This window comes from Tenacibaculum amylolyticum (genome assembly GCF_964511145.1).
GTDB classification, from domain to species: domain Bacteria; phylum Bacteroidota; class Bacteroidia; order Flavobacteriales; family Flavobacteriaceae; genus Polaribacter; species Polaribacter amylolyticum.
This window is the reverse complement of the sequence record NZ_CAZEFZ010000003.1, coordinates 1-26970: the sequence shown is the minus strand read 5'-3', so window position 1 is coordinate 26970 and position 26970 is coordinate 1. Positions and strand designations below refer to the sequence as shown.

General features: G+C 29.7%; 29 protein-coding genes and 1 tRNA gene. 21 read left to right on the top strand and 9 right to left on the bottom strand.

Annotated elements, in window-relative coordinates; translation table 11 throughout:
• Positions 1-30: 30 nt before the first annotated feature.
• Positions 31-969: a sterol desaturase family protein gene (locus tag ACKTTC_RS00870; protein WP_408037402.1), complete on the top strand. Its 939-nt coding sequence runs from the start codon at positions 31-33 to the stop codon at positions 967-969.
• Here ACKTTC_RS00870 and ACKTTC_RS00865 read toward each other — a convergent pair.
• Positions 966-2171, bottom strand: a complete 1206-nt coding sequence (locus tag ACKTTC_RS00865; protein WP_408037401.1) for a lipid A-modifier LpxR family protein — start codon at positions 2169-2171, stop codon at positions 966-968. The genes ACKTTC_RS00870 and ACKTTC_RS00865 overlap by 4 nt on opposite strands.
• A gap of 191 nt (positions 2172-2362) precedes the next feature.
• On the opposite strand from ACKTTC_RS00865, the gene ACKTTC_RS00860 reads away from it, so the two are divergent.
• Complete coding sequence (locus ACKTTC_RS00860; RefSeq protein ID WP_408037400.1) at positions 2363-2638, top strand: hypothetical protein; 276 nt, start codon at positions 2363-2365, stop codon at positions 2636-2638.
• 115 nt (positions 2639-2753) lie between these two features.
• On the opposite strand, the gene bcp is transcribed toward ACKTTC_RS00860, so the two are convergent.
• The gene (bcp, locus tag ACKTTC_RS00855; RefSeq protein ID WP_408037398.1) at positions 2754-3206 is read right to left on the bottom strand and encodes a thioredoxin-dependent thiol peroxidase; all 453 of its coding nucleotides are present in this window, start codon (positions 3204-3206) and stop codon (positions 2754-2756) included.
• 35 nt (positions 3207-3241) lie between these two features.
• On the opposite strand from bcp, the gene ACKTTC_RS00850 reads away from it, so the two are divergent.
• Positions 3242-3898: an endonuclease III domain-containing protein gene (locus ACKTTC_RS00850; protein WP_408037396.1), complete on the top strand. Its 657-nt coding sequence runs from the start codon at positions 3242-3244 to the stop codon at positions 3896-3898.
• 241 nt (positions 3899-4139) lie between these two features.
• Here the strand turns inward: ACKTTC_RS00850 and ACKTTC_RS00845 are convergent, their stop codons facing one another.
• Positions 4140-4724: an RNA polymerase sigma factor gene (locus ACKTTC_RS00845; protein ID WP_408037394.1), complete on the bottom strand. Its 585-nt coding sequence runs from the start codon at positions 4722-4724 to the stop codon at positions 4140-4142.
• A 379-nt stretch (positions 4725-5103) separates the two neighbouring features.
• Here ACKTTC_RS00845 and ACKTTC_RS00840 point away from each other — a divergent pair, with 379 nt between their 5' ends.
• The 15 genes from ACKTTC_RS00840 to ACKTTC_RS00770 all read left to right on the top strand — a co-directional run bounded on the left by ACKTTC_RS00840 (position 5104) and on the right by ACKTTC_RS00770 (position 18591).
• The gene (locus ACKTTC_RS00840; RefSeq protein ID WP_408037392.1) at positions 5104-5637 is read left to right on the top strand and encodes a hypothetical protein; all 534 of its coding nucleotides are present in this window, start codon (positions 5104-5106) and stop codon (positions 5635-5637) included.
• A gap of 117 nt (positions 5638-5754) precedes the next feature.
• Entirely contained in the window at positions 5755-7482 is a 1728-nt protein-coding gene (locus tag ACKTTC_RS00835) for an ATP-binding protein (RefSeq protein WP_408037390.1), read from the top strand.
• 5 nt (positions 7483-7487) lie between these two features.
• Positions 7488-8234 carry a LytR/AlgR family response regulator transcription factor gene (locus tag ACKTTC_RS00830; protein WP_408037388.1) on the top strand — a complete coding sequence of 249 codons (747 nt, stop codon included), beginning with the start codon at positions 7488-7490 and terminating at the stop codon, positions 8232-8234.
• A 310-nt stretch (positions 8235-8544) separates the two neighbouring features.
• Positions 8545-9003, top strand: a complete 459-nt coding sequence (locus ACKTTC_RS00825; protein ID WP_408037386.1) for a hypothetical protein — start codon at positions 8545-8547, stop codon at positions 9001-9003.
• Between the two features lie 193 nt (positions 9004-9196).
• A complete protein-coding gene (locus ACKTTC_RS00820) occupies positions 9197-9409 on the top strand; it encodes a hypothetical protein (protein WP_408037384.1) in 213 nt (70 codons plus the stop codon).
• 98 nt (positions 9410-9507) lie between these two features.
• Positions 9508-10260 (top strand): hypothetical protein, encoded by a 753-nt coding sequence (locus ACKTTC_RS00815; RefSeq protein ID WP_408037382.1) that lies wholly within the window; start codon positions 9508-9510, stop codon positions 10258-10260.
• A gap of 47 nt (positions 10261-10307) precedes the next feature.
• On the top strand, positions 10308-10970 hold the full coding sequence (locus ACKTTC_RS00810; protein WP_408037380.1) for a hypothetical protein: 663 nt from the start codon (positions 10308-10310) through the stop codon (positions 10968-10970).
• Positions 10971-11251: 281 nt separating this feature from the next.
• Entirely contained in the window at positions 11252-11560 is a 309-nt protein-coding gene (locus tag ACKTTC_RS00805) for a protease inhibitor I42 family protein (RefSeq protein ID WP_408037378.1), read from the top strand.
• Positions 11561-11570: 10 nt separating this feature from the next.
• Positions 11571-12053 carry a DUF1842 domain-containing protein gene (locus ACKTTC_RS00800; protein ID WP_408037376.1) on the top strand — a complete coding sequence of 161 codons (483 nt, stop codon included), beginning with the start codon at positions 11571-11573 and terminating at the stop codon, positions 12051-12053.
• Positions 12054-12383: 330 nt separating this feature from the next.
• Positions 12384-12890 (top strand): hypothetical protein, encoded by a 507-nt coding sequence (locus tag ACKTTC_RS00795; RefSeq protein WP_408037374.1) that lies wholly within the window; start codon positions 12384-12386, stop codon positions 12888-12890.
• 22 nt (positions 12891-12912) lie between these two features.
• Entirely contained in the window at positions 12913-13065 is a 153-nt protein-coding gene (locus tag ACKTTC_RS00790) for a hypothetical protein (protein WP_408037372.1), read from the top strand.
• Positions 13066-13289: 224 nt separating this feature from the next.
• Positions 13290-14366: a linear amide C-N hydrolase gene (locus ACKTTC_RS00785; protein ID WP_408037370.1), complete on the top strand. Its 1077-nt coding sequence runs from the start codon at positions 13290-13292 to the stop codon at positions 14364-14366.
• Positions 14367-14664: 298 nt separating this feature from the next.
• Positions 14665-15078: a hypothetical protein gene (locus ACKTTC_RS00780; protein ID WP_408037369.1), complete on the top strand. Its 414-nt coding sequence runs from the start codon at positions 14665-14667 to the stop codon at positions 15076-15078.
• A 126-nt stretch (positions 15079-15204) separates the two neighbouring features.
• Positions 15205-17997 carry an excinuclease ABC subunit UvrA gene (gene uvrA, locus ACKTTC_RS00775; RefSeq protein ID WP_408037367.1) on the top strand — a complete coding sequence of 931 codons (2793 nt, stop codon included), beginning with the start codon at positions 15205-15207 and terminating at the stop codon, positions 17995-17997.
• A 36-nt stretch (positions 17998-18033) separates the two neighbouring features.
• Positions 18034-18591 carry a YqgE/AlgH family protein gene (locus ACKTTC_RS00770; protein WP_408037365.1) on the top strand — a complete coding sequence of 186 codons (558 nt, stop codon included), beginning with the start codon at positions 18034-18036 and terminating at the stop codon, positions 18589-18591.
• Positions 18592-18939: 348 nt separating this feature from the next.
• Here ACKTTC_RS00770 and ACKTTC_RS00765 read toward each other — a convergent pair whose 3' ends face one another.
• On the bottom strand, positions 18940-19767 hold the full coding sequence (locus tag ACKTTC_RS00765; protein ID WP_408037363.1) for an aminotransferase class IV: 828 nt from the start codon (positions 19765-19767) through the stop codon (positions 18940-18942).
• A gap of 96 nt (positions 19768-19863) precedes the next feature.
• Positions 19864-20247 carry an START-like domain-containing protein gene (locus tag ACKTTC_RS00760; protein ID WP_408037361.1) on the bottom strand — a complete coding sequence of 128 codons (384 nt, stop codon included), beginning with the start codon at positions 20245-20247 and terminating at the stop codon, positions 19864-19866.
• A 105-nt stretch (positions 20248-20352) separates the two neighbouring features.
• On the opposite strand from ACKTTC_RS00760, the gene ACKTTC_RS00755 reads away from it, so the two are divergent.
• A tRNA-Met gene (locus ACKTTC_RS00755) sits at positions 20353-20426 on the top strand.
• 795 nt (positions 20427-21221) lie between these two features.
• On the opposite strand, the gene ACKTTC_RS00750 is transcribed toward ACKTTC_RS00755, so the two are convergent.
• Both ACKTTC_RS00750 and ACKTTC_RS00745 read right to left on the bottom strand, forming a co-directional pair.
• Positions 21222-21950, bottom strand: a complete 729-nt coding sequence (locus tag ACKTTC_RS00750) for an SCO family protein (protein ID WP_408037360.1) — start codon at positions 21948-21950, stop codon at positions 21222-21224.
• Between the two features lie 11 nt (positions 21951-21961).
• Positions 21962-23503 carry a multicopper oxidase domain-containing protein gene (locus tag ACKTTC_RS00745; protein ID WP_408037359.1) on the bottom strand — a complete coding sequence of 514 codons (1542 nt, stop codon included), beginning with the start codon at positions 23501-23503 and terminating at the stop codon, positions 21962-21964.
• Positions 23504-24261: 758 nt separating this feature from the next.
• On the opposite strand from ACKTTC_RS00745, the gene ACKTTC_RS00740 reads away from it, so the two are divergent.
• Positions 24262-24426: a hypothetical protein gene (locus ACKTTC_RS00740; protein ID WP_408037358.1), complete on the top strand. Its 165-nt coding sequence runs from the start codon at positions 24262-24264 to the stop codon at positions 24424-24426.
• 632 nt (positions 24427-25058) lie between these two features.
• Here ACKTTC_RS00740 and ACKTTC_RS00735 read toward each other — a convergent pair.
• Positions 25059-25949, bottom strand: coding sequence for an MBL fold metallo-hydrolase (locus ACKTTC_RS00735; protein WP_408037357.1), 891 nt, complete (start codon positions 25947-25949; stop codon positions 25059-25061).
• Positions 25936-26382 (bottom strand): GNAT family N-acetyltransferase, encoded by a 447-nt coding sequence (locus tag ACKTTC_RS00730; protein WP_408037356.1) that lies wholly within the window; start codon positions 26380-26382, stop codon positions 25936-25938. The genes ACKTTC_RS00735 and ACKTTC_RS00730 overlap by 14 nt, the downstream gene beginning before the upstream one ends.
• A 25-nt stretch (positions 26383-26407) precedes the next feature.
• Between ACKTTC_RS00730 and ACKTTC_RS00725 the strand changes: the two genes are divergently transcribed.
• Entirely contained in the window at positions 26408-26854 is a 447-nt protein-coding gene (locus tag ACKTTC_RS00725) for a GNAT family N-acetyltransferase (protein WP_408037355.1), read from the top strand.
• Positions 26855-26970 lie beyond the last annotated feature (116 nt).

Below are 26970 nucleotides of genomic sequence, written 5' to 3'. Positions count from 1 at the left end.
GTATCTTTGTACCCCTAAAAAATTTATAGTATGGATATTTTCACTCATCAAAATGCCTATAAATGGTTTATCCCTATTTGTGCTTTGGCCATTGGTATGGAGATGTATTTTAGCTACAAAAGAAAAGCTAAAAATTATGAATTTAAAGATGTATCTACCAATGTATATTTTGCTTTAACTAATGTTTTATTAGACGGTTTAATGTACGGAGTTTCATTTATAGTAATGGACTTCTTTTACGAATATCGATTTATAAACTGGGAACATACTGGTTTCTTATATTGGTTTATTGCATTTGTTGGTCAGGACTTCTTATATTATATACACCATTACGTAGATCATCATTCAAGGTTTTTCTGGGCAGTACATGTTACTCATCATAATTCAGAGTATTATAATATTTCTACAGGATTCCGTTCTCCTGTGTTTCAACCATTCTATCGTTTTATGTTTTTAATTCCATTAATATTAGTAGGAATTCAACCTTTACATATAATGTTTGCTTATGCAATGAATCAAAACTACGGAACATTATGTCATACTAATTTCATTAAAAAGAATACGAAGAAAGGTTTTGTTGGATTCTTATTAAACGTATGGGAATATATTTTCGTAACACCATCTCACCATAGAGTTCATCATGCTTCTAATGTGAAGTATTTAGATAAGAACATGGGAATGTTTTTAATTATCTGGGATCGTATATTTGGTACTTTTCAGGCAGAAGAAGATGAAGAAGAATATGAAAAATTGAAATTTGGTTTAACTAAAAATATAGAAGACAAAGGACCTATAAATATTATATTTCATGAATGGAAAGAGATTTTTAAAGATTTCTTCTCTCGAAAAAAACATTTACCACTAGGTACTCGTTTAAAATATGTCTTTATGCCTCCTGGATGGAGTCATGACGGAAGTTCTAAAACAAGTAGACAATTACAACGAGAACTAAAAAACGAACAACTTTAAATATTCATAGTAAACGAAATTCTTGCATACTTATGCAAGAATTTGTTTTTAAATGAGTAATCGTATTCTGGAGTTTGGAAATAATACTCAAATAATAAATTGGAATTATAGTTTCTAAAGCCTACACTCAAACTAAACTTTCCCACTACTGGATAAATATCTTTAATTACTGGAATAGTTACTCTAGTATTTCCATCAAAAACAAAATCTTCATTGGTTGTTGGGTAGCCTTGTAACATAGAGTTATAAAAAACAAATTCAGGTTTTAATTGAATTGCAAAAAATGCTGTTTGCTTTACCTGATCCCACCATTTTTGAGAACCAAAATATCTATTTGTGCTATTAATTGCATTATGAGGGTTTCTCTCGAAAAAGCTTTTATTTGTTATGGTAAACATTGGTCCTACATAATTTTTGGCCCATCCTACACCATATTGAAATCCATAATGAAAATAAATATTTTTCTTTTGCATTTTGAATTGCCACTCATGACTATTGTCGTATTGAATAGCTAATCTACCTCCATTTGCTATTTGAAAATCCCATCCGTTATTATTAGGCGAATCTGTAATATCTCTATGGATAATTCGTTGAAAGTTTCTACTTACTTCTCCTCCTATTACACCAAATTTTAACTCTCCTGTAGATCGATACGAACCATCATACTTTAATATGTTTCTGGATCTTCCTATATATTGAAAAGAAGCAAAAGGTCTATCATTAGGATTTAAATCTCCAACATTTCTTACATCTAAAACATCTGGTGTATATAATTCAAAACCAAAAAATACAGCTTGATAAGTTAAAAAACGATGTTCTCTTCTAAATGACAATAATTTTAAGCCTACGTAATCTGTAATAAACTCAATTCTCATTCCTCCTGTATATTCATGATCTCTATTATCAAAAAAAGTAAATGCATCGTTATCGGCATACACTCGTACTCCTTTTAATACCTTTTTCTTTGTTTTAAAATATCGATAGTATTCAGTTACAGAATCATAGAATTGTTTCAAATACTTAGTTGCTCTTTTAATAGAATCTTTAGAAAGTTGAGTTCTATTCGTTAGAGAGCTTTCATAATAATCACTTAAAGTATAGTGCGTATTTGTTACTCGATCAGGTAATTTATTCACTTGACCAAAGACATTCATATTCATTACAAATACCAATATTATTGCTATTAAATAATGTTGTTTCATGAAGTTATAGATTTCCCTATGTGGTTGATGTATAGAAATTTACTCTTTTACCAAATAAAAAACCACAGGATTTTCACTGTTTTTTCAATTAGCTTATCTATAAAACACTAATAGACAATTAGTTCTGTTTTTTACAATTTTTCCATAGAAACTATTCTTAATATTAATATCAAAATTTAAAAATTAATATTATGCTAAAAGACTTATTAAAATTAAACGGTGTATCAGTTCTTTCAAAAGCTGAATTATTAAATACTAAAGCATCATTAGGTCCATCACTTGCTCCTGAGGAAATAAATTGCATTATTTGGGTTACAGGTGCATTTGGCGATGTTAGTGTTTTTTCAAACTTTTACCCTGCGGGGTCTAACGCTTCTTCTTTAGCAAATAGCGAATGTCTTTCTCATTTAGGCGCAGGCGCATCTCGATGCCAATATGATTGTAGTCATGATGGTTTTGGGCAGTAATTTAAATCTTAGTTTAAAATACTTTTTAAGAGCAGTATTTTATAAAAAACAAACAGCAATTAGAAGTTTTTAAGTTCTAATTGCTGTTTATTATTTTATATGCAAAAATTTCTTTTTAAGCTAAAATTTGATTTGCATGTTCTTTTGTTTTCACTTTTGTTATCACATCTTCTAAGACTCCATTTTCATCAATTACAAAAGTAGTTCTATGAATTCCATCATATTCACGTCCCATAAACTTCTTTGGTCCCCACACTCCAAAAGCATTGATCACTGCTTTATCTTCATCTGCTAATAGAGGAAATGGTAATTCATTTTTATTTATAAAATTTTGCTGACGCTTGGCGCTATCTGCACTTACACCTAAAATTTCATATCCTTTCGACAGGAATGTTTGGTAATTATCTCTTAAATCACAAGCCTCTGCTGTACAACCTGGAGTACTTGCTTTTGGATAAAAAAACAACACGAGTTTTTTACCCGCATAATCTGAAAGTTTTATTGTATTTCCTGCTTGATCCTTTGCTTCAAAATTGGGTGCTTTATCTCCTATTTTTAGTGTAGTCATAATTCGGTATTTTTGTTATGTAAAAATACTGAAAAATGAACAAAGCCGAAAAAGTTCAATTCGTAATTGATACTTTAGAACAATTATATCCAGAGACACCAATTCCATTAGATCATACTGATCCTTACACACTTTTAATCGCTGTTTTAATGTCTGCACAAAGTACAGATGAGCGCGTAAATAAGATTACTCCTTTACTTTTTAAAGAAGCTGATAATCCTTATGACATGGTTAAATTAACAGTAGATGAAATTAGAGAGATTATTAAACCTGTAGGATTGTCTCCAATGAAATCTAAAGGAATCTATGGTTTATCTAAAATATTAATTGAGCAACATAATGGAGAAGTTCCACAAAACTTTGAAGATTTAGAAGCATTACCAGCAGTAGGTCATAAAACAGCTAGTGTTGTAATGTCTCAAGCTTTTAATGTTCCTGCTTTTCCTGTAGATACTCATATTCATAGATTAATGTTTCGTTGGAATTTATCAAATGGTAAAAGTGTAGCTCAAACAGAAAAAGATGCTAAGCGTTTATTTCCAAGAGAATTATGGAATAAACTGCATTTACAAATTATTTATTACGGAAGAGAGTATTCTCCAGCAAGAGGTTGGAAATTAGAAAATGATATTATTACAAGTACTATTGGAAGAAAGACAGTAATAGACGAATATTTAAAGAAGAAAAAATAATAAAAAAGCCTCAGTGGTAAGGCTGAAGCTTTTCTACTCTTAATTCAAATTCAATTCAATGAGAACATTGGACTTGGTTCTTACTGCTCTGAAAGTCTTCGAAAAATTCAATATAAATTGAATTGTTTTATCTTTTGGGTTCATCCTATAATCGGATGGTTTACTAGAGTAAATTTCTGCCATATAATAAGGTTTATTAATAAATTGTTACCTTGTTAACGCACAAATTCACAATTTATTATCAACTAATTAAAATAATTTTGTTTTTCTCAATTACTTTTCTCAAGTTAATTAAAGCATAACGCATTCTACCTAATGCTGTATTAATGCTTACTCCTGTACTTTCAGAGATTTCATTAAAGCTCATATCCATGTACATTCTCATTTTAAGAACTTCTTTTTGTTCTTCTGGTAACTCTTCAATCAAACAACGAACATCCGATAAAATTTGTTCTTTAATGATTCTCTTTTCTGCATTTAACGCATCGTCGCTTAATATTGAAAAAATATCAAAATCATCAGAGTTATTAAACATTGGCATACGGTTATTCTTTCTAAAATGGTCTATAACCAAATTATGAGCTATTCGCATTACCCATGGCAAAAACTTTCCTTCTTCGTTGTAGGATCCTTTTTTCAATGTTTTAATTACTTTAATAAAAGTATCTTGAAAAACGTCTTCAGCAACGTCTCTATCTTGTACTTTACTATAAATAAAACTGAAAATTCTTTGTTGGTGTTTTTTAACTAGAAATTCGAGAGCCACTTCCTTTCCATTTATATACTCTCGTACTAAAACGCTATCATCATATAAGTTTTTATACATAACTCTACTTTTTATGAAGAGCAACAGATTACTCTTCGATAAGGGATTATTACTAAATATTAAAAAGTAGTTTTATATATAGGCGTAACGTTTTAAATTTTAAATTATTAGACAAATATGTAGTTTTCTAATAACAAAACCAAATATTATTTAAAATTTATTCAAAAAATAATTTATTTTTCAAAAAAACTATTAAAAAATCACGCTTCCTTCATAATTAATTCGTTTTAATTTCATTTTCAACAAACAACACGTTTTAAATACTTGAAAATCAACAATTATATTTAATAACATTCTTTTTCAACTTCATTAAAGGTCTCTGGCCATTTTCATGCTATTCAAATTATTTGTACATTTAAGAAAACTAAACCCCCGACTTATGGAACTATCTACTACACCTACTGATCCTTGTTACGAAGGTATTATTTTTCCTCCTGGAAATACACTGCTAGCCGCTAATGGTAACCCAATGGAAGTACCAATACAAAAAACAGGTGGATTTACTTTTAAAAATCAGTATAAAAAACCACTTCCTTCCCTTTTAGAAGTCGAATACAATGAGGATAACGACAGTATTAAAGTTTGTATCTTATTTTTTGTAAATTCATCTTTTCCTTTGGAAGAACATCATTTAGTAGTCAACCAGCTTTTTACGATAAGTAATTATGGTCATTATAAACTTCAATTCTTTCTTCATACGAATAGCGAAGGAGTTTGTAAAGCTATTAAGGGAGAATCTACTGATGGTGAATACATTGCTTATACAACTGAGTTTACAACTACATCTACTGTTGGTTTTCCTGATAATATTGAATTGAGATGCATAAAAGTAGCACAAAGCTTTATATGGGATATTGATCCTGAGACTTCTAGAGGGACAGAAACTGTGGTAAAAGGAAGTAATGGTGGGTAATTACTCTTTTTTAAATTATAACACGGATTCTTATTTTATAAAGAATGTATTACTTAAAATGAATTACACTTTTTAGGTATAATTCGATATCAAACTTCCGAAATTGCCATAACCTTTATGTACTTTAAAAAAGCGTTAACATTCATTTTAATATTATTTTCTATTAGTATACTTCCTCAAAAGAAAAACATAAAATATCATTCTCATTTCTTTGAAAAAATCCAAAATGATTATTACGATAAAAATGAACTTCTTAAAAAGACAAGTGATTTCTTTCTACAACAAAAATGGGATTCTGTAATTGTTGCTACTTCAAAGGTAACTGATACCGAAAACTCAAAATCAGAACTTTCATTTTTTAACTACATGAGAGCTCACAGTTTTATGCTGAAAAACCTGTACAGTGAGGCTCAAACAGTATTTAAAAAAATTCCGAGTGATTTTCTATTTTACAATAAAGTTTTATACGCATTAAGTAGTATTTCACTAGAAAAGAGTCAATTTAAAGAAGCGCTTGTTTATCTCAAAAACATTGAAGATCGAGGAATAACTTCTATAGATGATATTGAAGATATTTCTTTTTTAAATGATCTTGGTGTGTGTTACTTACATTTAAAAAACTATGATAAAGCCAATGAATATTTATCTACTTATTTAAAATTAGCAGAAAAAAAAGAAAACAACAAAGAATTAGCTAATGCATACTCTAATATTGCTAATTTGTACTATGAGCAATACAAAGACAGTATAGCTATTGCTTATTTTATGAAAGCTTATGAAATTTCAAAAAAAACTTCTGATAATGAAATCAAAAGACTAACTTCTACAAACATGGCTGTTGTTGAAGAAAATCGGAAAAATTTCAGCAAAGCACTTGCATACAGAAAAGAATCTGAAAAATGGAGAAAATTAGTTTACGATCAAGAGAAAATATACAATACTGCTAAATTAGAAAAGAAAATTCTCGAAGAACGAAAGGAAAATGAAATTGATATTTTGAAATTAGAGAACAAAGTAAAATCTTTTCAACGAAATGGTTTTATAGCTTCTTCTATTCTATTTTTACTACTAGCCGTTACTGTTATTTACTTCTTAATTCGAAAAAATAAAACCACTAAAATTATTACTTCACAAAAAGAGCAATTAAGTCTTTTAAACAAAACAAAGGATAAGCTTTTTTCAATTGTGAGTCATGATTTAAGATCCTCTGTAAATTTAATGCAGAGAAGTAATTATAAACTTATTCGGAATATTGAAAATGAAAATTATAATTCATTGAGTACAATTGCAAACAAAAACGCACTTATTGCTACAACAACATATAATCTACTTGAAAACTTATTAAACTGGGCTACATTACAAACAAACAATACTTATTTTAATATAGAATCTCTAGAATTAAGTAGTATTCTTAAACAAATTGAATTTAATTATCGCCCGTTATTTGAAGACAAAAACATTAACTTTATCATTGAAGTAGAACAACCTACTTTTATAAAAGCTGATCTAGATTCTCTAAAAATCATCATACGTAACCTACTTGATAATGCAATTAAATTTTCTTCTGAAAATGGAACTATAATTTGTAAATCTGAAACTAATAACGAAAATGATTTGATTAACTTTTGTATAGTTGATAATGGTATTGGTATGACAGAAGAAATGGTTAAACAACTTTTATCTCCTTCTCCTCTGCTAAACAAAAAGAAAAATCAACAAGAAATTGGTACAGGTTTAGGTATACAACTTTGTAAAACATTAACTACTAAAAACAATGCCTTTTTTAATATTGAAAGCGAAATAAATAAAGGAACTAAAATAATTATCGGTTTTTCTAAAGCATAATATAAATGGAACATTTAAATATCCTTATTATTGAAGATAACATAGAGTTTCTAGAAGAATTAGTTGCAATGCTAGAGGAATATAACTACAATGTAATAGCTGTTGCTTCTAATTATAAAGATGCACTTACAAAATATTATCAATACAATATAGATTTAGTTATTATAGACATTTTCTTAGGAGAAAATCCCGAAGGAATTACATTTGCTGAAACTATATCTACAGTTCCTAATGCGTTAAAACCTTTTCTTTTTTTAACCTCTTCTAAAGATCGTGAAATCTTTGAACGTGCTAAGCTAACCAACCCTTTTAGATATCTATTAAAACCATTTAACGAACTAGAACTTCTTTATGCTATTGAAATGGCCATTGAAAAATTTTATGGTCAGCTAAATGTTTTCGCTAGTAAAGAAGAAGATACTGTAATTGCACGTGAATATTTATTTATAAAAAAGAAAAATGTTTTAAAGAAAGTAAGTCTTTCCAGTGTTATTTATATTGAAGTTGAAAATAGATATTGTAACATTATAACAGAGCAAGAAAAATTTGTAATTCAAATAGCACTTAGTAAAATTAATCAATACTTACCTCTTGAAGCATTTCAACAAGTACACAGAAAATATATTGTAAATACTGAAATGATAGAAGAAATTACGCTTTCTAAAAATTCATTACTCCTAAAAAACGATCATCTTATTCTTTTTAGTGATAAATACAAAGATCTTATCAAAAGTTTTTCAATTTTAAAATAATTTGCTTGCTTCCCATACTCGTAAAACTCATTTTTAACTCATCAGATTCTTTCTTTAAAATAGAATTATAACTCGCCGTATTCATTTACTACGAAAAATTAATCGCTTACTATATAAAATTACTCGTTCACTACACATTGTTAATTATCTATTTGGTTTTAAAGTAATTTCATACCAGAAAACAATTACTAGCGCTACATAAGTTTTCTAAAAACTAAGACAAGTAGAGTTCAGAGACTACTATAAAAAACGAGGCGTTCCCCCGAAAAGCCTTATGAGTAGGTAACCAATCATTAAATTTTTTATTAAAATGGAAAAAAGAGTAATTTTAAAACTAGAGCAAAATGGAAAAGACTTTGGCTATGTACAATTAAAAAATGACATCTTCTACAGTAATGGCACAAAAGAACAAGCTGTTGTATTTGAGTTAGAAAATTATCATGATTTACCTGACACCCATTATTACAGAGTTGCTGATACTAAAAAAGGATATATGGATGTAAAATATACTAGCTCAAGAGTTCAAGTTGTTGAACCATGGATTAGTGTAGATCTTTCATCGATTTGTGCATGGAAATACATAAACAATAGTCTTAGAATGGTTGTAAATCAAACTGAGACAGGAAAAATGCTATCTAGTAGTCAAGATCTTGAATCAAAAGCACTTTACGCAAATTTTTATGAAGGTAAACCTTTTAAGGTTACTCAAGTTGAAGTTAAAAATGCCAATAATAAGTCAAACCCAGAATTAGCACACGCTATCATTTAGAGGCTAAAATATCTAATTCTAACTTCAAATTCTTAATCAAGCTTATCATATATCATAGTATTCTTTGTATTTCTAAAAATTGTACAAAAGTAATTTCTTAACCAGTAATTACAGAATATACAAACTATTACAAAGTAAGATAAAATTTGAAAAGCCTTATGAGTAAGAAATTAATTATTAAATACAATTCAAAATGAATGTCCAAATTTTAAATGAAGCAGGTACAGCAGTAATAGCTACTGGAAGATCCAATAATTTTCAAGAACAAGAAATAGAAGTGATTAATATAAATAACCCACAAGCTATTCGTGTAGACTCAGAGTATCAAATAGGTCCATTTGGTGGTCCTTTTGAAGGAGTTATTTGCACTGCTATTTATGGTAACACTGCTGGTTTTAAAAGATAATTTTTATCTATCCATAGTAGAGTTCAGAAACTACTATAAAAACGAGGCGAAATCCGAAAAGCCATACGAGTAGGAAACCAATCATTAAAATAAAAAAAATGTCAACCTTAACACAAGAACTTAGAAAAACTTCATTATTTGTAAATGGAGGTACTATTTTTACGATGAATTTCGATTTTACAGCTGCTGAGCAAAGGGAAATCCTTCAATATTTACAGCAAAATAATTTTACTCTTTTTGGATTTAAAGGAGCTTCTGGACCAAATCAAGTAGCTGCTGGATTACCAACATGGTTTGCTGTTCCTTATAAAGAAATGTTTGGTACTGTAGAAATTGATTATGAACCTCTTTATAAAGTGTACGTTTTTAATAAAGCTGAAATTGGTGCTAATACAACAATTAAAATGGAAGCTTTATCTATTGAAATACCATTAGGTAGCAAAGTACAATTCAACTCAGATGGTACTTTTAGCACAATAGGTTCTGCAACTCCTGGAACGATTTCAGTATTAAACAACCGTCCTGCTGGCACAAGTAATATTACTATTGGTTTAGCTGCTAAAGTTAACGGTGTCTTTGCTCCTTTCTGTGCTTTTACAAGTACTCCTCAAGGTACTATTTCTATGGAACCTAATCAAAAAGTTGTATTATTTGCTGCTCAAAAAAACCTAATTTCTGGTTCTGTTGTAGGTAATGCTGCTGCACCAGGTTGCACTTTTGAATTCAATGCTTCTCACATTAATTTCGATTTGGAAATGATTCCTAGTACATTTGGTATTACCAATGCTCCTGGCGGATTACCTGTTACAGAAATATCTTCTGGAGCTTCACTTAGTCAATTACTTAACTAACATATAAAGATAGCTCCCTTGATATATCAAGGGGGCTTTTTAAAATTATGAGCTATAAATTAATTATAAATATAAATCAAGAAGGAAGGGAATTTCTTATTAAAAATCAACAAAAAATAATTATTGTACATGCTCCTAATAAAGATGATAATTTTTCTATTGTGAGTGCTTCCTTTCATCCATTTGGTAACAATAATGAAATTATTTTTTACGATGATTTTTCTTTATTCGTTACATCTCAAAAAATTGTTCCTTTTGATACAATAAAATTTAATTATAAAATAAATGTTCCTCTTGGCAACATATACTCTTTTAATGGGGTATTATTTTCTAATCAAGGTAACGCATATTCAGAAAATGTATGCGGGCTCAATAATCAGTCTCAACTCAATAACCTAGTTGCAGGCATAGGGCAAAAAATAAAGATAAATAACAATGAGCAAAATAGTGCTATTCGTATTACGTCTATTCCAAAAAATCAAACAACATATTTTGCCCCAGGAACAGTAATTAGAATTTTTGTTGCAAAAGGAATAAACACTAATATGATTATACCTACTTCAATTCAAAAAAACAATTTTAACAGAATACTTACGCCAAACATTAGTAATATAACTATAGGAAATTATTTAAAAATCGACGTAAAACTCACTAAAACAATCACTTACAACACTTCAACTAATACTTTTCAAATTTCTACTGTAAAGTAAATAACAATATAATTTTCAATACTTTTTTCCTTACTTATTCTTTTCTTTCCAATATTTCCTCACCTTATAAACATCTTATTCACAACATAAAATCGCCGTTTCGCTACATCACAACAACTATCAACCTGATTTTAAGGTAGTTTTACTTCAGAAAACAACTACTAGCGCTACATAAGTTTTCTAAAAACTAAAACAAGTAGAGTTCAGAAACTACTATAAAAACGAGGCGAGATCTGAAAAGCCTTATGAGTAAGAAATTAACCTATTAAAATTTTAAACAGATGGAAACTATTGTTAAACAACAAATCATCGAAGCTAAAGTAAACGAACCTTTTAGTATTGATCTTGAAGGAAATGCAAGTACTGGATATTCTTGGTATTTAGCTAATTTACCAGAAGGTTTACTACTTTTTTCTGCTATCTATACTACTAATCCTCATCCATACGGTATGGTAGGTGTTCCTGGAAAAAGCACATTCTCATTCACTTCTGATAAAGAGGTAGATGCTGAGTTAACTTTTGTATACAAACGTGCTTGGAACAACGAAGATGTTCGTTATGCAACATATCAAATAAGAGTAACTAAATAAATTAAACCTCATGGAAAATTCAAACACTGAAATTAGACATTATTTCAACTTAAAGTATAGAATTAGTAACAACTTAAAAGGTGGTTCTTCTTTTACTATATCTTTAATTGTTGATACGAACACTAAAGAGATTGTAGGAAAGGGACATATATTTAAAGCTACGAGTCACTCTCAAAATGTTCCTACAATTTTAAACGGAGATTTTTCTTACATGGCAACTATGAGTTCTTGTAACATATTAGTAGTAGCAGATGGATATTCTCCTATTGCTCCATTAGTATTTGGTGTGCCTCAACCAATAAAAAATGTGACACTTAGAATGTCATTAGAAGAAAATTGGAAATCTGGTACAGCTATCTATTCTTACTTATATGATGGACAATGGATAGAATCTGGTTATCAAAAAGTTGAACTTATTGAGTTAACTGACGAACTTAACGTTGATAAATTAGCTTCAATTACTAACAATGCTGATGTGGCTATAGCAAATTAGACATTAATTATGTAAATACCAATACATTACACTTATTTAACTCCTAGAAGATTCATGCTCTTTTAGGAGTTTTTTTTATTTCTCTTCGAGAGTTCTCTCTAACTCTTTTTTTTAAAAAAACTAGTATTATTTCACCTTACTATCTTCATTGCATTCATTTCACAACATAAAATTCCCGTTTCACAACACACAACTAATTATCTATTTGATTTAAGAGTAATTTCATATCAGAAAACAAAAACAGCGCTACTACAAATTTTCTATAACGATGTAAAGTAGAGATCAGAAACTACTATAAAAAACGAAATTAAAATTCTAAAAAATAAAATTATGAGCAATTCAATTATAAATGATGTAATAGATGCAGACAAATTAATCAAGGATATATTTGGTTCTGATAAAAACAGAAATGATTTAGCTATTGGTGTACAAAACAATACGAGTTCTGAAATTAATATAGATTATTATATTGATCATGGTAGTTTAAAAAAAATTAAATCTCCTGACGCAAATAAGATATCTCCTGGTCAATTATGGGAAGCTGGAGTAATAGCTAAAGGTGCAGGATCTAATATTGGGTTAAAAATTGAAACTTCCACAATTTCATTTGCTGTTATAGCTGCAACACCCCCAAATAAACAAAATTATGTGAAATTGTCGCATAATGAAACTGGTTATGTTTCAGGTAAACAAGCTTGGAAAGCTGCTAACGGAAATGGTAAACATTATTCTGATGAAGGTTATTTGAATAGAACATATGGCAACAAAAATATAGTTATAAACATAACAGGAGAAAGTCCTGCTGCCTGCAGTATTATTGTTTCTGATGCCGAATAAATAATTAAAATAAATGAAAAATATGAAACCAGAAGGCAAAATAATCGATTCAAAGGTTCCAATGAACAAAGATCTTCCAACCATTTTTGTATTTACTGGCAATAGTGAAGTAAATATATCTATTAAAAAAAATACTACAGATGGTTATTCTTTAAAAATTGATCATAAAAAATAAAAGTCATTATTTTTTTATATTACAACTAGCAGTTCTTTAAATAAAATATTTAAAGAACTGTTTTTTTTGAAAGATATTTTCAATTAATCTTATATTCTTTAGACTACTATTCACAACATAAAATTCCCATTTCGCAACATTCTATTTACTCTCAATCAAATTTGATGGTAATTTCATACCAGAAAACAATTTATAGCACTATTAACCATTAAAAAACTAAAATTATGTGTACTAGAGTATTTAACAATTTCAATGAAGAAAACAATTATTTAACAACTGCCAGAAATATGGATTGGGCAACACAAATGCCTACAACAATATTTGCTTTTAAAGTAACTTCAGATGAGAATATGATTAAATGTGGAACTGAAAAAGAAAATGAACATTCATTAATTTGGGAAGCACAATACAGCAGTATTGTTACTATGGTTGGAACTAAAGCTCCATTTGGCGCTTCTGATGGAATAAATTCAAAAGGGTTAGTTGCTAATTTATTATATGACTGCAACGCTTCTTACGAAAGAAAAGATGGGAGTTCATGTAAAAACTTAGATGTTTTAAGATGGGTACAATTTGTACTTGATACTTGTTGTTCTGTGCAAGAAGTAGTAAACGCTTTCAGTAAAGATGCAAAAACTCAAATTCAATTAATTGGAGGAATTGTTCCCGATTCTGACAAACCTGCTTCTTTACATCTTTCTGTTTCAGATAAATTTGGAGATTCTGCTATTATAGAAGTTGACAAAGGAAATTATAAGATTTATCATAAGCCAGAATTCAGAGTAATGACGAATGAACCTTCTTATGCTAAACAAATAGAATTAAATCAATTTTGGCGTTGGCAATGGAGTGATAAAAATTTCTTTCCAAGTCATACAATTCCTGGTAGTCCTTTTCCTTCAGATAGATTTGCTAGAGCTTCATATTATCTAAATCACTTACATGATGCTAAAAGTATTCCTGATTCTTTAACACAATCTAAATCGGTAGTTATGAACGCTTCTGTCCCTGTTAACTTTGATTCTAATAATACACAATTTCCAAACATTGCACAAACATTATGGAGTACAGTTGCGAGTCATAATAACTTGAAGTATTACTTCTCTAATGCCCGAACAATGGGAGATATTTATATGGATTTAAATAAACTTGAGGAATTCTCGAGTACTGTTTCAAAACTTGAGGTTGTTTCTTATAAAGGTGGAAAATTTACAAACCATGAATTATTTGGGTGTCAAAATGAAAATTTTGTAAAAACTGATGATCCGTTTGCTGCAAATTTAAGTTTAGCCTTGGCTTAACAAAGTCAGCTATATAATTTCATAAAACCTCTATGTCAAAAACATAGAGGTTTTTTTCGCATCAATTTTTAAACTAAAAAAAGCACATCTATTTTCTTTCCTTATTTCACAACATAAAATTCTCGTTTCACAACATTATACTCATTATCAAGCTAGTTTAAAAGTAATTTTATATCAGAGAATAAATAATAGCGCTACATGGGTTTTCAAAAGTAGAGTTCAGAAACTACTATAAAAACGAGGCGTATCCAGAAAAGCCTTACGAGTACGGAATTAACCTATTTTTAAAATTAAAATTATGTCAAATTTTTTAACTACTACTTTCAAATTTATCACAAAAGAAAAAGATTCTGAGTTTTATATAAGTAATGTAATGACCTATGGCGTAGATGGATGGGTAACCATGAATCAAAACGAACCTGTACAAGGTATGGAAAATCAAGGAATTCAATATTTAAACATTTCTAGCGATAAAATAAACCTAGAATCAAATGGAGTTCTACATATACAAATTGACCCTAAAATAGTGAATCAAGTACCATATGCTTCAGATAAAGCTAGCTTACTTATTAGTGTTAATGGAAGTAATTTACATATCGATATTCATTCTGGTGGCGGTATGAAATCAACTGGAACTTACGGAAACAAAAGTGTTTCTTTCGATTGTGATTTTGGAGATGTTGGTGAAATTAGCACCATTACATGTTCTTAAAATAACATCAAAAATCATATTTAAAAGGTGTCTAAATCTATTAGATACCTTTTATTTTTTACTTCTTATTTATTTTTCTTTTACCCAACAGAAAGCCTTATTTTTACACCTTATTTTTTTGAGTACATGAATACTGATATTTCTACTGTTAATCCTAAAGAAAATATAATTATAAAGGGGGCTTCACTTCACAATCTAAAAGATATTGATGTTGTTATTCCCAGAAACAAATTTGTTGTCATTACTGGATTATCTGGTTCTGGTAAATCTTCCTTAGCTTTTGATACGTTGTATGCAGAAGGACAAAGGCGTTATGTAGAAAGTTTATCTTCGTATGCAAGACAGTTTTTAGGAAAATTACACAAACCGAAGGTAGATTATATCAAAGGAATTGCGCCTGCTATTGCCATAGAGCAAAAGGTGAACTCTACCAATCCACGTTCTACGGTAGGAACATCTACAGAAATATACGATTATATCAAACTTTTATATGCACGTATTGGTCGTACCTTCTCTCCTATTTCTGGCAAAGAAGTTAAAAAACATACGGTTACAGATGTTGTAAATCATATAAAAGAATTAACCGAAGGAACGAAACTATTATTATTAGCTCCAGTTATTATTCCAGAAGGAAGAGATATTCAAACGGTACTTAAAGTTTTAACACAACAAGGTTACGCCCGATTAAAATTTGAAGGAAAAGTATATCGTATTGATAAGTTTCCTATTGAAAATTTTAAAGGCAATACTCTAGAACTTGTAGTAGACAGAGTTGTAGTTCAACATGATGAAGATTTTTTTAATCGTTTAGGAGACGCTGTACAAACTGCTTTTTTTGAAGGTAAAGGTGTATGTTATGTCGAAAATTTAGAAAACAATACCACTACAGAATTTAGTAATAAATTTGAATTAGACGGAATTACTTTTTTAGAACCGAATACCCATTTATTTAGTTTTAATAATCCGTATGGTGCTTGTCCTACTTGTGAAGGTTATGGTAACGTAATTGGAATTGATGAAGACTTGGTAATTCCAAATACTGGACTTTCTATTTACGAAAATGCTATTTTTCCTTTTAAAACAGATGCTTACAAAAAATATAAAGAAGATTTAATTTTAAATGCTGCTGCTTTCGATATTCCTATTCACAAACCATGGTTTGAATTAACTGAAGATCAAAAAGCATTGGTTTGGAATGGAACAAATAAATTTAGAGGAATACATCAGCTATTTAGAGAATTAGAAGAGAAAAGCTATAAAATTCAGAATAGAGTAATGCTTTCTCGCTACAGAGGAAAAACCATTTGTACAGAATGTAATGGTAAACGTCTTAGAAAGGAAGCTAATTATGTTCAAGTATATGGTAAAACCATTTCAGATCTTGTAAACCTTCCTTTAGATGAATTGTCTGTTTTCTTCAACTCTATTGAACTTAATGAATATGAAGAACGAATTGCAAAACGTCTATTAACAGAAATTAAAAATCGTTTGCAATTTCTAACCGATGTTGGTTTAAGTTACCTTACACTAAACAGAACATCCAATACATTATCTGGAGGAGAAAGCCAACGTATAAACTTAGCTACTTCTCTAGGAAGTTCGTTGGTAGGTTCTATGTATATTTTAGATGAACCTAGTATCGGATTACACCCAAAAGATACAGAACGACTCATTAAAGTTCTGAAAAACTTAAGAGATTTAGGAAATACCGTAATCGTTGTTGAGCATGATGAAGACATCATGAAAGAGGCCGATTATATTATAGATATTGGTCCAGAAGCTGGAACCTATGGAGGTCATGTTGTAGCTGAAGGAACTTATGATGAGATTTTACAATCGGATACGCTAACTTCAAAATATTTATCAGGTGCATTAAATATTGAAGTACCAACAAAACGTAGAGTTACTAATAACTTTATTAAAATTATTGGTGCTAGAGAAAACAATCTTAAAAACATAGATGTTACTTTTCCTTTGAATAACTTAACTGTAATTACTGGAGTTTCTGGTAGTGGAAAAAGTACTTTGATTAAAAAGATTTTATATCCAGTAATGCAAAAAAAACTGATTGGTTACGGAGATAAAATTGGCGAATATACTGGTGTTGAAGGTAGTTTTGAAAGTTTAAAACATGTTGAGTTTATAGACCAAAATCCAATTGGTAGATCTTCTCGTTCGAATCCTGTAACTTATGTAAAAGCTTATGACGATATTAGAAAATTGTTAGCTACACAAAAGTTATCTAAGATTAGAAATTACCAACCAAAACACTTTTCTTTTAATGTGGAAGGTGGGCGTTGTGAAGTTTGTAAAGGGGAAGGTGTTGTTACTATAGAAATGCAGTTTATGGCAGATGTGCATTTAAAATGTGATACTTGCCAGGGAAAACGATTTAAAAAAGATGTTTTAGAAGTTGCTTTTCATGGTAAAAATGTAGACGATATCTTAAACCTAACTATTGATAATGCTATTGATTTCTTTTCTGAACATAGTGCTACTAAAATTGCTTCTAAATTAAAACCTCTACAAGATGTAGGATTAGGTTATGTTACTTTAGGACAATCTTCTTCTACCTTATCTGGAGGAGAAGCACAACGTATTAAATTAGCTTCTTTCCTAATTAAAGGAAATACAAAAGATAAAGCCTTATTTATTTTTGACGAACCTACTACTGGACTACATTTTCATGATATAAATAAATTATTAGCTTCTTTTAATGCATTGATAGATCGTGGACATTCTATTATTGTTATTGAACATAATACAGACTTGATAAAATGTGCTGATTACATCATTGATTTGGGTATTGAAGGCGGTAAAAAAGGTGGAAATTTAATTTTTCAAGGGACACCAGAGGATTTAATTCAGGAAAAAGACTCTTTAACAGCATTTTTTATTAAAGAAAAGTTAAAAAAATAAAAAAATATGTTTATTTTTCTATAAAAATGTAGCAATATGACAATGTTGACTCCAAAAAAAGGCAGATTGTTAATAGCAGAGCCTTCAATTTTGAATGATGATTCTTTTAAAAGGACCATTGTATTATTAACAGAGCATTCGGAAAGTAGCTCTGTTGGTTTTATATTGAATCGTCCTTTACAATATGTACTTGAGGATTTAATCCCTGATATTGAATGTAAATTCACTATTTATCAAGGAGGTCCTGTAGAACAAGACAACTTATACTTTATACACCGAATTCCTCATTTACTTACAGATAGTATTGAAGTAGCCAATGGTATTTATTGGGGGGGTAATTTTAAAGCTCTAAAAGTATTACTGAAAGATGATTTAATAAAACCAACAGACATTCGTTTTTTTCTAGGGTATTCTGGTTGGGGTTCTACCCAATTACAAAGTGAATTAAACACTAATTCGTGGTTTATTTCTGAAAATGATTTCAATAATATTTTTACCGAAGACGAAGAGGGTATTTGGAAAAATAAATTATTACAAAAAGGGGGAGAGTATAAAATTTGGGCAAATGCACCAGCAGATATTCAAATGAATTGAATTCTTACTTTCTTTTTTAAAAGCACATTAATCCCCACTTGCTTTTAAATTCCTTCTCTTTACCTACATAATTAACTCATTAAACTATTTTTTCACGCACATATAACTTATAATGCTAACTTATTTAGTATATAGTAAAGTTTATATCATGAAAAAAAGTCCAACAAAAGTTAAGTTAATTAAAAGTTATGGTAATATCTTTCTGATTAAATTTCCTAAATTCAATTTAACAGTCAATAGATATTACTATGAGAAAATGACGAATAGTCCTGAGGAATTTCTGTTCGTTTAGTTTGTTATTTTATATAAATATGTAATCTTATATATTATTGATTGTAAAACAGAAATCTAGCTTGTAAACATTAAAACTTGTAAGCTTTTTTGAATCTTCCCTCCTATTTCTGTTTTAAATGTTTTTTTTCTGTAGTTTGTAACGGGTTGTACTCCAATAATAGCATTTGTAATAAATACTTCATCTGCTTTTTGAATTTCAAAAGGAGAAATATTTGTTTCTTCAATGGTAAAATCTGGGTGTTTTTCTATAATTTCTAGAACCTTCTTTCTTGCAATTCCTTTTATACAACCTTCAGTTAATGCTGGAGTTTTTATAACTGTTCCTTTTACAATAAAAATATTACCATTTGTAACTTCTACTACTCCTTTTTTTTCATTTAATAACACACAATTGTCTAAATCATTTTCAGTTGCGAAAACAGCTGCAATTGTGTTTAACATTCTATTAGTAGTTTTTACAGTAGATAGTAAACCTGAATAATTATAAAAATCTTTATATAAATCAATTCGGTATGTTTCTTTAACAGTAGTTGAAACCTCCTTAACATCAATTAAATAATCTACTTCATTTGTTGCAGGATTGTACAAACCTCCATCTTTTCTATAAACATTTAATCGAACTCTTAATATAGGTGAATTGTAGTGTGCTATTGTTTTTTGTATTTCTTCTTCTAAAAATTCTAATGTGAAACGCATTGGGATTTTCATACGTAACATACGCATAGAAGCCATTAATCTGAAATAGTGATCTTCAAAAAAAACGACTTTTTTATTCTGAATCTTAATAGTTTCAAAAATTCCATCTCCATATTTAAAAGCTCTATTCTCGTTTGTAAGTCTCAATTCATCAGCTTGAATTAAGCTCCCATTATAATTTAACATAAGAAAATTTTAGAAATGCGAAATTACTAAATATGCAGATATTAGAATAAAAAAATTCGGCTGTATAAGCCGAATTTATATGTTAATTTTCTTTGTTTAAGCACCAATCAAATGTCTTAGCTCATCAATTTGATTTTCCCATAACATTTTGGCTTCTTCAGCTGCTTCTTCGTCATCAGCAAAATCTGTAACAATTAACGAAACGTCTTTTGTTAGTGGATCTACTTGAACTCTAAATTCAAAGTAACTATCGTCTCCCTCACTTTCTGTCCACTTATACTTAATACGTTCATCTGCTTTTTTAGTTACAATAGTAGCTTCTTCTTCACTATCATCCCAAAAAAATGTGATAATTTTCCCTCTTGAGTTTACCTTATCCGCAAACCATTCTTCTAATCCTGAAGGAGTTGCGAAATATTGGTATAACAAAGCAGGGGAAGCGTGTACAGGTATCTCTAATTCGAATTTAACTTTGCTCATTTACTTTATAAGTTTGGTGTACAATATATACAAATATTCTTTTAAAAAAAATTACAATATTTTGTTGCTATAATCTAAAAATGATATATATTTGCATCCGCAATTGGCGAGGTAGCTCAGGTGGTTAGAGCGCAGGATTCATAACCCTGAGGTCGGGGGTTCAAGTCCCCCCTTCGCTACAACCAATAGCAAAAGCCGAGAAGTTAACTTCTCGGCTTTTTTTATTTATTCCGTTTTACTAATTCTTAGACATAAAAAACACCTTAAAAAGGTGTTTAGTAATAAATATTAAGGTTTATCAAATAAGCTCATCATAGTTTTTTCTATATGACATTCTAATCTAGCCAGATCTGTTTTTAGTATTCATATTGGATATTTCATAATAATTCCCCTTTTTCAGATAGCCTGAGCTATAATCAATTTTTGATTTTTACTAACATCACCTTAATGAGTTTTATAGTCGCTATTATTAGTTAGTTGTTTGCGTTTACACATCTAACATCTTTGGATTCAATATTTATATATATTTAGTTAATCTTATTATTAATTAAAAAAATTCTTAGTTATGCTAGACAAGGTTTCAAATTTAGGTTCAGTTTTAAATAAATCTGAACAAGGCAAAATTAATGGTGGTTCAAGAACATGCTCAAAGGTTAGTGAAATTAGCTACACAAGCCCTTCTGGACTCACCATAGTTAATCAAGGATGGGAATGTACTGATGGTTATACTTATACTGTCACTCATTATCATAGATAAACTATAAAGCGACTTAAAGTCGCTTTATAATTATAACTAAATCCTACAGTTTTCTCCTTAAATAATTCAAGGCTTTACTCCCTAATTAATCATTTTAATAAATCCTTAGTTTATTACATATAAATCATAAAAAAGACTCTAATGCAACCATTAAAGCCTTTTTAAAACATACTTTATATTCTCTAAAGTGGATTTAGAAAAATACTTTTACAAATAATTAATTTAAACTTGGTTTCGTAACTTCTAAAATCTTAGCGACTGTCCCTTCGTTTTCTACTCGTAAACCTTCTTGTTGATATACTAGTTCTCCTTTAGGATTAAAAACACTAATCATGTTAGAATGTGAAAAATCTATTGGAGAAATACGCTTGTATTTTAAGGCTAAAGTATTTGCAAACTCTCTGGTTCCTTCTTCAGTTCCTTGTAGAAAAGTCCAATGTTCGTCATCCATTTTATTAAACTTCGCAAACTCTTTTAAATGCGCTGGCGTATCTACTTTTGGATCTATACTTACCAACACAAACTGTACATTTTTTAAATAATCTTTAGGCACTTTCGCTTCAATTGCTTTCATATCTTGTACTAATAAAGGACAAGCTGTTCTACAAGAAGTATAAATCATTACTATTACCAATGTTTTTCCTTTTAAATCTTTTAATTGAATAGATTCATCTTCTTCTGTATTCCATTGAGATGTTAAATCAAAAATAGATTCATCTTTAGTTACAATGTGCGATGCATTTCCAACTTTAGCTTCTTCTTTAGTTACAGCTTTTACATCCATCTTACACACCGGACAACTAACATCACCATTCGTATACGTCTTCGTATCTTCACATTTCATTGGACATTGATACACTACATTAGCATTAGTCTGTCTTTTATCATTCGTATTACAACTAACGGCAAGTAGAAACCCACATATAACAATTAAAATATTCCTCATCTTTCTATTCTTTATTTTAATGAAACTGTATCTGCTGAAAACGGTGTTACATTTTTACCTGTAGTAAATTGCCCCATCATACCACAATCTTCATGACTTAATATATGACAGTGATACATATACGGGTACTTTTCTGTTGCCTCATAATCAAACTTTACCAATAACTTAGAGGTTTGATTTTGATTTGCGTACATAATATCTTTCCAACCACTAGCATATTCTGGCGGTTTTTGATCCATTTGCTCTATAATACGGAAAGAACAACCATGAACATGAAATGGATGCCCTCCATCTACTGCAGTTACTTCCCATATTTCATACTCATGCATTGGAGACACTTCGTTAATTAAACTCATATCCATTGGACGTCCATTAATTCCCATTGCCACATGATCGTCGTCATTACAGTTATTTCCCCATAATTTTGCTTTAACTTGCATTTCTGGTGATAATTCCTGACTCAAACTAAACTTACGTGTTCTTAAGGCTAATTCTGGCTTAGGCGCTTCTATATTTGCCAATGTTTTTGGCATACTTCCAGTAAATCCTTTTATCTCATCTGTAGGATAAAATACAATTGCTTGTTCTCCTTTCTTCGTACTATTATCTATAACATTTGTTGGTGTTGCTTTTAATGTTTCATCGTCAAAACGTAACGATTCCAAAGCAAATGGTTCATCTTGGTCGCAATCTATCAACACCTCAAAACGTTCCGCTGGAGATATTACCATCGTTTCTACTTCTACTGGTTTATTAATAAATCCTCCATCTGAAGCAATAACATATAATGGCTTTTTATTACTAAGATTTAGTTGCATAAACGCTCCATTAGAAGCATTTATAATACGCAATCGCACCAATCCTTTTGGTACTTTTAAATCTACTGTTCCTTTTACTCCATTTACTAGAAATGAATTATTTACATTTGATTTTGTTAAAAATATTTGTCCATTTTTATCAAATTGTTTGTCTTGTAATACCACCACAAAATCGTCTACATTATTTGTTTTAGGAATATCCGCAGAAAGACTATCATCATCTTCTATAATGAACATTCCTGCCAAACCTTTATAGGTTTGTGGAGCTGTATGTCCATGCGTATGTGCATGATACCAATTCATAGAAGCTCTTTGGTTGATATGTAGTGTTGGCGACCATGTTTCTCCAATATTCATAGCTTGATGCGGCCCGCCATCTACGTGGCCAGGAATATGTAATCCGTGCCAATGAATTGCTACTTTCTCTTTTAAATTGTTAGTTAGGTTAAAAGGCACTTCTTGTCCTTTTTTTACACGAACTATTGGCCCTAAGTAATTGGAATTAATTCCATAAGTATCACTTAAAACTTGAGTTCCGAAATTGTGTTTACTTCTCTGTAGGTTTAAATTAATAGCAGATTGAATACCTTTGGTAACATCTATTTCAGGTAATTGAGGCATTAATCGCAACGCTTTTTTATCTGCACCCAAAAAACGACACGATTGCGCTAAAGTAAGATAAGCTAAAGAAGCTCCCATACCTACCACGAACTTTCTTCTAGATATATTATGCATGTTTTCTTATTTAATTATAACTGTAAAAAGCATGCAACTACAAATAATTGAAATAAGATTTCCACGAAGACTCCCCCTATTTTTTACTATTCTCATTAACATACTATTCTATACAGTTACTAAGTAACTGTATAACAATGTTATTTTAAAAAAGAATCAATGAATTCTAACAATATTTCTGTAAAACGCTAAATGATTTCTGTAACACAACTAAAAGAAGCTAACTTTTATCCGTATAGCATTATAAGTATAGATCTAAAAAATACGTAGCTAAATAAAATTTAAAATAAAAACTCACCCTTATACATACTGATTATAAATCACTTCCATTTTTAACTTTAATTTTTATTAATTTTTTCAAAAATTATTTCCTTTTTAACAGTTTTTTTTCTTAAATTTACAACATCTAAGAGACGTCTTAGATACTTTTTCTTTTTCATAGCAATTTTCCCACTCAATCTTTGAGTGGGTTTTTTTATACCCTTGAATGAATATTAAAACTACAATTAGTTTATATTTTGTTTTCTAAAATTTTGACAATTAAAAAAACACCTTAAGTAAGATGTTTGTAGTAAGCTAAAGATTGATTTTAGGTTATTTTCTTGACACTTTTCATTTAATTAATTCGCTTTCATAAATAGAAACTACTTCATCATTTAAGTCATATTCTATTTCTATTACTATTACCATTATTCTAGTGTTTCAATGATTTTTTATTTTGTATCTTTTTGCCTTATTAACCTTCTAAATTTTTTATTATGCTAAAAAACATTTCTAAATTAGGAATTGAATTATCTAAAACTAAACAACAACTTATTTCAGGAGGCAGCAGTTCTAGATGCTATTATTGTCATTGCCTAACAGGTGAAATTGTTATCGCTTGTGGTCCAGATCGAGTAGAAGCTTGTGGAGAAGCATGCTAATTAGTAGCGACTTTCGAGTCGCTTTTTTCTTCTATTTACCTCTCATGTTTTCTTCTCTTTTAATTTATTTTGTTTTTACTAGTTTTGACCTATGCATGAATTTATATCCTTCTTAATACTTTTAGTTCTTCTTTTTTCATCCTATTCTCCTAAAATATTTATGGTAAAAGGGACTGATAAAATCAAAAATTGGGTTAGAATTCTTCTAGCTGTTTTATTAATACTCCAGGGTTTTTTATTTTTTTTCTCTGACTAACCATTATTTATTTTTAATCTGAAAATAAAGACATGTCGATTACCATGCCTTTTCATATAATTAGTACCACTGACACTATCACTCACTGTACTGACTTAGTAAATCATTATTATTTATTTCTACTATATTTTCTATTTTATCTATATTCAAAATAATGCTTTATACAATATTACAAAGAGGAACACCTTATAGTGGTCCTATTCATACTGGTCCTGTTAATAAAAATTATGTTTCGGATACTAGCCCTGAAGCAATCCTAATTTCAATTGTGATTCTAATTCTATTAAGCGCCTTCATTTTTTCTTTTAATAAACAGAAGAAGTAATTCACAACAACTACAGCATAAAAAAAAGTGCCTTTCAGCACTTTCTTAACTTTATTTATTTTTTAAACTCCTGTAAATTGTTTCTCGAATTCCTTCAGCAGTAATAAACCAACCACCATAATCCTTAGCGTATTCTTTAGTTATAGATGCATCATTTTTAACTTCTTCTAAAGTCTTTCCTTCATCTATTTTTGTTTGTACTCTATCACGAAGTATTTCCAACATTTTTTTATAAGACGTTAACTCTTTTTTATTGGAAAGCCCACGATGTCCTGGAATAATTACTGTATCATCATCTGCCATTAATAATGCTTTGTTAGCTGCAGCAATATAACCATCTATACTTCCCCCACTATTTAAATCTATATATGGAAACTTTCCTTGAAAATAGGTATCTCCCATATGCATTACATTACTGTTTGTAAAATAAATATGTGCATCTCCATCGGTATGTGCATTGTGTACATGTGATACTAATACATCTTCTCCATTTATATGAAACATAACATCTTTATCGAAAGTAATTACAGGAAGCGCTTCTTTTGGAGAGGCTGGCTTTTTTCTACCTCGTACCGTACTTTCTTCTCCCATACGCTTTCTTACATTGGTATGTGCAACGATAATTGCTCCTTCTTTACTCATATTTTCATTACCTCCTGTATGATCTCCATGCCAATGTGTGTTTACTAAATATTTTACTGGTTTATCTGTTATTCTTTTAATTGCAGCTAAGATTTTCGGCGTTAAAGGCGCAAATTGATCATCTATCATAAATGCTCCATCTTCACCAATAAATAATCCAATATTGCCTCCTTGGCCTTTTAACATATAAATATTCTCCGTTATTTTTATAGGTTCAATAACTACTTCTTTCTTCTGAGCAAAACTGAAAGCACAAACGCATATAAAAAGCGTAGTTATTAGATTTTTAGTTGTTCTCATTTTTAATTGTTTTATACATTTTGTAATGCGGTCCTACTATGGCTACCATAAAGGATTCCCCAATAATTTGAAATTGATTTTTTTCGTAAAACTTGACAGCTACTACCCTAGCATTACACCATAGATAGGTTATATTAAGTTTTAACAATTCCTTTGTCGCAAAATCAAGCAATAACTTTCCATAACCTTTACCCCTAGCTTCGTTAAGAGTTGCCATTCCTCTTAATTGATATTGAGCTCCTTCAAGAACACCACTACTTCTTTTCATAAAAGTTCCAATACTAACAATTTTCTCTCTTTCATAAACACCAATGTGGAATGTATCTTCAGCATCATCTCCATCAAATGTATAAGGCAGATTCATTCCTTTTCTTAAAATTTCTTGTCGTATGAAATAAGTATCTTCTACCGCTATTTTTTTTACTGAAACCATTATTTTTATTGTCAAATTAAATTTTATGAATATTACATTTAAGCCTGTTGAAAAAGACAGGATTCTAGATATACTTCCTTTATTAAAAGTGATTAATACTAAAACACCTCCAGAATTATTAAAAGAACGTGTATTAGAAATGGTAAATTACCAAAATTATGAGTGTGTGGCTGCCTATGATGATGAAAAAATAATTGGTATTTGTGGTTTGTGGTATGCTACACGACATTATATTGGAAGAAGTGTTGAACCAGATCATGTAATTATATCTGAAGATTATAGAGGAAAAAGTCTTGGTAAACAGTTTTTTAAATGGATTTATGAATACACACAGCAAAAAGGCTGTGAAGCTATTGAATTAAACACGTATTCTGGAAACACCAAATCTCATAAATTCTATTACAATGAAGGCTTCAACATCTATGGTTTTCATTTTCTGAAAGTTATGCGAGAAGACGAAAAATTTTATTAAAAAAGTATAAAAAAACATTGCCAATCTTAAAAAGGGTGCTATATTTGCACCCGCAATACCGACGCGGGAGTAGCTCAGTTGGTAGAGCGTCAGCCTTCCAAGCTGAATGTCGCCGG

Coding starts and splice junctions, on each gene's coding strand:
- ACKTTC_RS00730 (WP_408037356.1), bottom strand. CDS start 26,382: ATGGTTTCAGTAAAAAAAATAGCGGTAGAAGATACTTATTTCATACGA.
- ACKTTC_RS00790 (WP_408037372.1), top strand. CDS start 12,913: ATGAAACCAGAAGGCAAAATAATCGATTCAAAGGTTCCAATGAACAAA.
- ACKTTC_RS00795 (WP_408037374.1), top strand. CDS start 12,384: ATGAGCAATTCAATTATAAATGATGTAATAGATGCAGACAAATTAATC.
- ACKTTC_RS00835 (WP_408037390.1), top strand. CDS start 5,755: ATGTACTTTAAAAAAGCGTTAACATTCATTTTAATATTATTTTCTATT.
- ACKTTC_RS00800 (WP_408037376.1), top strand. CDS start 11,571: ATGGAAAATTCAAACACTGAAATTAGACATTATTTCAACTTAAAGTAT.
- uvrA (WP_408037367.1), top strand. CDS start 15,205: ATGAATACTGATATTTCTACTGTTAATCCTAAAGAAAATATAATTATA.
- bcp (WP_408037398.1), bottom strand. CDS start 3,206: ATGACTACACTAAAAATAGGAGATAAAGCACCCAATTTTGAAGCAAAG.
- ACKTTC_RS00845 (WP_408037394.1), bottom strand. CDS start 4,724: ATGTATAAAAACTTATATGATGATAGCGTTTTAGTACGAGAGTATATA.
- ACKTTC_RS00820 (WP_408037384.1), top strand. CDS start 9,197: ATGAATGTCCAAATTTTAAATGAAGCAGGTACAGCAGTAATAGCTACT.
- ACKTTC_RS00825 (WP_408037386.1), top strand. CDS start 8,545: ATGGAAAAAAGAGTAATTTTAAAACTAGAGCAAAATGGAAAAGACTTT.
- ACKTTC_RS00870 (WP_408037402.1), top strand. CDS start 31: ATGGATATTTTCACTCATCAAAATGCCTATAAATGGTTTATCCCTATT.
- ACKTTC_RS00750 (WP_408037360.1), bottom strand. CDS start 21,950: ATGAGGAATATTTTAATTGTTATATGTGGGTTTCTACTTGCCGTTAGT.
- ACKTTC_RS00805 (WP_408037378.1), top strand. CDS start 11,252: ATGGAAACTATTGTTAAACAACAAATCATCGAAGCTAAAGTAAACGAA.
- ACKTTC_RS00860 (WP_408037400.1), top strand. CDS start 2,363: ATGCTAAAAGACTTATTAAAATTAAACGGTGTATCAGTTCTTTCAAAA.
- ACKTTC_RS00725 (WP_408037355.1), top strand. CDS start 26,408: ATGAATATTACATTTAAGCCTGTTGAAAAAGACAGGATTCTAGATATA.
- ACKTTC_RS00815 (WP_408037382.1), top strand. CDS start 9,508: ATGTCAACCTTAACACAAGAACTTAGAAAAACTTCATTATTTGTAAAT.
- ACKTTC_RS00745 (WP_408037359.1), bottom strand. CDS start 23,503: ATGCATAATATATCTAGAAGAAAGTTCGTGGTAGGTATGGGAGCTTCT.
- ACKTTC_RS00830 (WP_408037388.1), top strand. CDS start 7,488: ATGGAACATTTAAATATCCTTATTATTGAAGATAACATAGAGTTTCTA.
- ACKTTC_RS00810 (WP_408037380.1), top strand. CDS start 10,308: ATGAGCTATAAATTAATTATAAATATAAATCAAGAAGGAAGGGAATTT.
- ACKTTC_RS00760 (WP_408037361.1), bottom strand. CDS start 20,247: ATGAGCAAAGTTAAATTCGAATTAGAGATACCTGTACACGCTTCCCCT.
- ACKTTC_RS00865 (WP_408037401.1), bottom strand. CDS start 2,171: ATGAAACAACATTATTTAATAGCAATAATATTGGTATTTGTAATGAAT.
- ACKTTC_RS00840 (WP_408037392.1), top strand. CDS start 5,104: ATGGAACTATCTACTACACCTACTGATCCTTGTTACGAAGGTATTATT.
- ACKTTC_RS00765 (WP_408037363.1), bottom strand. CDS start 19,767: ATGTTAAATTATAATGGGAGCTTAATTCAAGCTGATGAATTGAGACTT.
- ACKTTC_RS00770 (WP_408037365.1), top strand. CDS start 18,034: ATGACAATGTTGACTCCAAAAAAAGGCAGATTGTTAATAGCAGAGCCT.
- ACKTTC_RS00850 (WP_408037396.1), top strand. CDS start 3,242: ATGAACAAAGCCGAAAAAGTTCAATTCGTAATTGATACTTTAGAACAA.
- ACKTTC_RS00780 (WP_408037369.1), top strand. CDS start 14,665: ATGTCAAATTTTTTAACTACTACTTTCAAATTTATCACAAAAGAAAAA.
- ACKTTC_RS00785 (WP_408037370.1), top strand. CDS start 13,290: ATGTGTACTAGAGTATTTAACAATTTCAATGAAGAAAACAATTATTTA.
- ACKTTC_RS00735 (WP_408037357.1), bottom strand. CDS start 25,949: ATGAGAACAACTAAAAATCTAATAACTACGCTTTTTATATGCGTTTGT.
- ACKTTC_RS00740 (WP_408037358.1), top strand. CDS start 24,262: ATGCTAAAAAACATTTCTAAATTAGGAATTGAATTATCTAAAACTAAA.